The 3,882-nt window shown below is 73.6% G+C and carries 4 protein-coding genes; 1 reads left to right on the top strand and 3 read right to left on the bottom strand.

The window, feature by feature from the left end; genetic code table 11:
• Positions 1-94: 94 nt before the first annotated feature.
• Positions 95-247, bottom strand: coding sequence for a hypothetical protein (locus DY245_RS44315; RefSeq protein ID WP_181923650.1), 153 nt, complete (start codon positions 245-247; stop codon positions 95-97).
• A gap of 203 nt (positions 248-450) precedes the next feature.
• Here DY245_RS44315 and DY245_RS12650 point away from each other — a divergent pair, with 203 nt between their 5' ends.
• The gene (locus DY245_RS12650) at positions 451-1,377 is read left to right on the top strand and encodes an NYN domain-containing protein (protein ID WP_128506735.1); all 927 of its coding nucleotides are present in this window, start codon (positions 451-453) and stop codon (positions 1,375-1,377) included.
• A gap of 40 nt (positions 1,378-1,417) precedes the next feature.
• Here DY245_RS12650 and DY245_RS12645 read toward each other — a convergent pair whose 3' ends face one another.
• Positions 1,418-1,900, bottom strand: coding sequence for an SRPBCC family protein (locus DY245_RS12645; protein ID WP_128506733.1), 483 nt, complete (start codon positions 1,898-1,900; stop codon positions 1,418-1,420).
• A 130-nt stretch (positions 1,901-2,030) separates the two neighbouring features.
• Positions 2,031-2,897, bottom strand: a complete 867-nt coding sequence (locus DY245_RS12640) for an alpha/beta fold hydrolase (RefSeq protein ID WP_128506731.1) — start codon at positions 2,895-2,897, stop codon at positions 2,031-2,033.
• Positions 2,898-3,882 lie beyond the last annotated feature (985 nt).

The following is a 3,882-nucleotide window of genomic DNA, read 5'->3' as shown; positions in this document are numbered from 1 at the left end:
CCCCGTACGACGTGTTCGTACGGGGGCGCTGCCGCGTCCTGGCCGATCGGGTTCGGCCGGCAGTCAGCTGCGTCGTCGGGCGGTGGAGTAGGTGTCAGCGGGCGACGGTGTCGGCCGGGCGGATGTAGATGCGCTGGCCTATGGCTGCGGCCTGCTGCACGATCCGGTTGACGGAGGCGGCGTCCACGACGGTGCTGTCCACGGCGGTGCCGTCGACATCGTCCAGGCGCATGATCTCGAAGCGCATACGGCTTCTCCCTTCGTCTGATCCTCCTGCGGAGAACTGATTGGCGCGGGTTGCCTGGCTTCGCTGCCAGGCGTTCCGTACACGTACAACGAGCTGCCCAGTGCAATCATTCCCTACGCTAAAGAAAAATTTCGACGGCCTAAAGAGGCTGGTCGGGAGACCGGTTGTGCCCGCGGAGCGGCCGCCCGGACAATGGGTCCCGTATGAACGACGTCCAGCCCACGGGCCCCACCGACCTCGCCGCCCTGGCCGCCGGGATCGAGCGCACCAACGAGCTGCTCACCCGGGTGCTCGCCGAGGTCGCCACCACCCCGTCCACCCACGCGGCCTTCGTGGACGCGGGCTATGTCTACGCCGCGGCGGGACGGCTGGTCGCCGGCACGGAGGACCGCAAGGCCTTCGACCTGGACGCCGAAGGGATCATCGAGGCCTTCATCGACAAGGCACGGATGATCTTCCCGGACAGCCGGCTGCTGCGGGTCTACTGGTACGACGGCGCCCGCCGCCGCATCCACACCCAGGAGCAGCAGCGGATCGCCGAGCTGCCCGATGTGAAGGTCAGGCTCGGCAACCTCAACGCCAACAACCAGCAAAAGGGCGTCGACTCCCTGATCCGTTCGGACCTGGAGTCGCTGGCCCGGCACCGCGCCATCAGCGATGCGGTGCTCATCGGCGGCGACGAGGACCTGGTCTCCGCCGTGGAGGCGGCCCAGGGCTATGGCGCCCGGGTCCACCTGTGGGGCATCGAGGCCTCCGGCGGCCGCAATCAGGCCGAGCCGCTGCTGTGGGAGGTCGACAGCGCGCGCACCTTCGACCTGGACTTCTGCAAGCCGTACGTCACCCGGCGGGCCGGCGTCGAGTACACCGACCAGCCGGCGGGCGAGGGGCCGGCGCCCAGCCGCGAGGACGTCCGCTTCGTCGGGGCGCAGGTCGCCGCCCAGTGGCTGTCGGAACGCGGCCGTGAGTGGGTGGCCGGACTGCTGCCCGGCCATCCGTATCTGCCCGGCACCGTCGACCAGGAACTGCTGACCGCCGCCGAGGCGCTGCTGCGGCACTCCCTGCGCAGCCATGCCGACCTGCGACGGGTCCTGCGGGACGGCTTCTGGGACCACGTCCAGGGGCAGTACTGAGGCCGTACCGACCGCAGTCGGGCCGGCAGGCGAGGCCCGCTCAGGCCCTCGCGAGCAGCTCCGCGAGCCGGTCGAAGAAGCCCGCCCAGCCCGCCTCGGCCTGTCCGTACTGCTCGCTGGTGAGATTGCCGCCGAGCTGGCGGAAGGCCATCTCCGTACGGCCCCCGAGGTCGGTGAGGGTGACCCGGACGATCTCGCCCTCGGTACCGTCCGGCGCGGAGGCGTCCTTGAGGGTGAACTCCAGCAGCCCGGGCGCGGCGACCTCGCGGTAGACACCGGAGAACGGCAGCTCGCCGCCGTCCGGGGTGCGCATGACCAGGCTCCACACACCGCCCGGCCGGACGTCCATCGTCATCCGCTCGACCGGCACCGCCAGCTCCCCGCCGAACCAGTACGCGAAGTGCTCGGGCGTCGTCCATGCCTCGTAGACCAGCTCGCGGCGGGCGTCGAAGGCGCGGTTGAGCGCGATGCCGTGGGGGTCACCGCCGGCGTCGGCCGGGGGAGTCGCCGGATTCTCGGTCATGGTCGAGCCCTTCGTACGAGGCCGGTGGCGGCCGGGCGCCGTCTGCTGCCCGCCTCCCTCGATGCTCGCCCAACCGCCCGGCGCTGTCCTGGTGACACCGCCCGCTCGGCCCACATCCCCGGATCCCGGCTCAGCCCACCCCGCTCCAGAACCCGGTCAGCGCCTCGGCCGTCTTCTCCGGCCGCTCGGCGTTGGGGGAGTGCTCGGCGCCCTCGATGACGGTGCGATGGGCGGACAGCCGCTGCGCCATCGCGTCCATCGACGGCACCGGCCAGGCATAGTCGACGGCTCCGGAGACGACATGCGTGGCCAGACCCGTACGGGCCAGCTCCGCCACCCGGTCGGGCTCTTCGAGCATCTGACGGCCGGTCGCGATCAGCTGCTCGGGGACGGTGTTCAGCCAACGACGGTGCAAGAACGCGCCGATCTCCGGCGGAGTCGCCGCGCCCGCGGCCTCCGGGGGATCCAGGTCGCGCATCGCCCGCCACACGCTCTCCATGTCGAGCGTGCCGAGCGCCTCGATCAGCATCCGTACCCGGGTCTGCTGGGACGCCTCGATGGCCGCGGGCCCCGAGCTGAGCACGGTGAGCGAGCGGAACGGGACGGTATCCAGCAGCACGGCGGCCCGGGTGATCAGCCCGCCCAGAGAGTGCCCCAGCAGATGCAGCGGACCGCTGTCGCGCTCCTGGACGGCTTGCACCTGGGCCAGCACATCCAGGGCCAACTCCCTTTGCACGTACGCCACTTCATCGCGCGGCCCGGGGGATTCATGCTGGCCGCGCCCGTCCACCGCGACGGCCCGGAACCCGGCCGCGGCGAGCGGCGCCAGCAAGGCGATGAAGTCCTCCTTGCTGCCGGTGAACCCCGGCACCAACAGGGCGGTCCCGATCGGCGCGCCATCGGGCCGGGCGTCGTGCACGGCGAAGGCACCGCGCGGGGTGCCGAGTCGGTACGCACGGGCGCACGGGGGCAGCGTGAGGGTGGGCGGCCTGCTCATGAGGTGAGGTTATCCGGGCCGGGCGGCGAAACCGGGGCCGGGACGCCGACGACCCGGCACCCGCGGGAAGCGGGGCCGGGTCGTCGGGCCGGGTGTGCGGCGTCAGCCGGGGAAATCAGCTCCCGGGCGTCGCCTCGACAGCGGCGGCCTCGGCCGCGGGGGCCTTGGCGCGGGTGCGGCGGCGCACCGGCTTGGCCTCGGCGGCGTCCGTTGCCTCCGCGGCCGGCTTGGCGGCTGCGGTCNGCGGGGGCCTTGGCGCGGGTGCGGCGGCGCACCGGCTTGGCCTCGGCGGCGTCCGTTGCCTCCGCGGCCGGCTTGGCGGCTGCGGTCTTGCGGGTCCGCTTCGGCTTGGCCGGGGCGTCCTCGGCGGTGGCCGTGTCCGCCGCGGACTTCGCGGTGGCCGCGGTCTTCCGCGTGCGCTTGGGCTTGGCCGGCGCGGCCTCGGTGCCCTCGGCGGTCTCCACGGCGCTCTCGGCGGCCGGCTTGGCGGCAGCGGTCTTGCGGGTCCGCTTCGGCTTGGCAGGTGCCTCCACGGCGCCCTCGGCCGTGTCCACGGCGGCCTCAGCGGCCTTGGCGGCAGCGGTCTTGCGGGTCCGCTTGGGCTTGGCCGGCGCGTCCACCACGGCGTCCGCGGCCTCGGCCACGGTCTCCGTCACCACTGCCGGCGCCGTCTCCGCGGCGGCCTTGGCGGCGCTACGGGTACGGCGGCGCGGCTTGGCCGGCGCCTCGACGGGCTCCGTCACCGCGGCGGCCTCGGTGGCGATCGTCGAGCTCTTCGCCGCCGCGAGCGCGGCCGCGGCAACCTCGACGGTCTGGAAGGTGGTGGTGTCCACCGGACGGACGGCACGGGTACGGCGGCGGCGCGGCTTGGCGGGCTCGGCCGGAGCCTCGGTCACCACGGCGGCGGCGTCCACGGCCTCGGTGGCCGGGGCCGTCACGGCCGCTGCGCCCGCGGTCTGGCTGGTGCGGGTACGGCGCCGGCGGC

This window comes from Streptomyces inhibens (assembly GCF_003389455.1).
Lineage (GTDB): Bacteria > Actinomycetota > Actinomycetes > Streptomycetales > Streptomycetaceae > Streptomyces > Streptomyces inhibens.
The sequence above is the reverse complement of the archived record's forward strand: the minus strand, read 5'-3'. Positions and strand labels throughout refer to the sequence as shown.

Bases quoted from the DNA above. Each gene is read 5' to 3' on its own strand.
- DY245_RS44315 (WP_181923650.1), bottom strand. From the start codon at position 247: ATGCGCTTCGAGATCATGCGCCTGGACGATGTCGACGGCACCGCCGTG.
- DY245_RS12650 (WP_128506735.1), top strand. From the start codon at position 451: ATGAACGACGTCCAGCCCACGGGCCCCACCGACCTCGCCGCCCTGGCC.
- DY245_RS12645 (WP_128506733.1), bottom strand. From the start codon at position 1,900: ATGACCGAGAATCCGGCGACTCCCCCGGCCGACGCCGGCGGTGACCCC.
- DY245_RS12640 (WP_128506731.1), bottom strand. From the start codon at position 2,897: ATGAGCAGGCCGCCCACCCTCACGCTGCCCCCGTGCGCCCGTGCGTAC.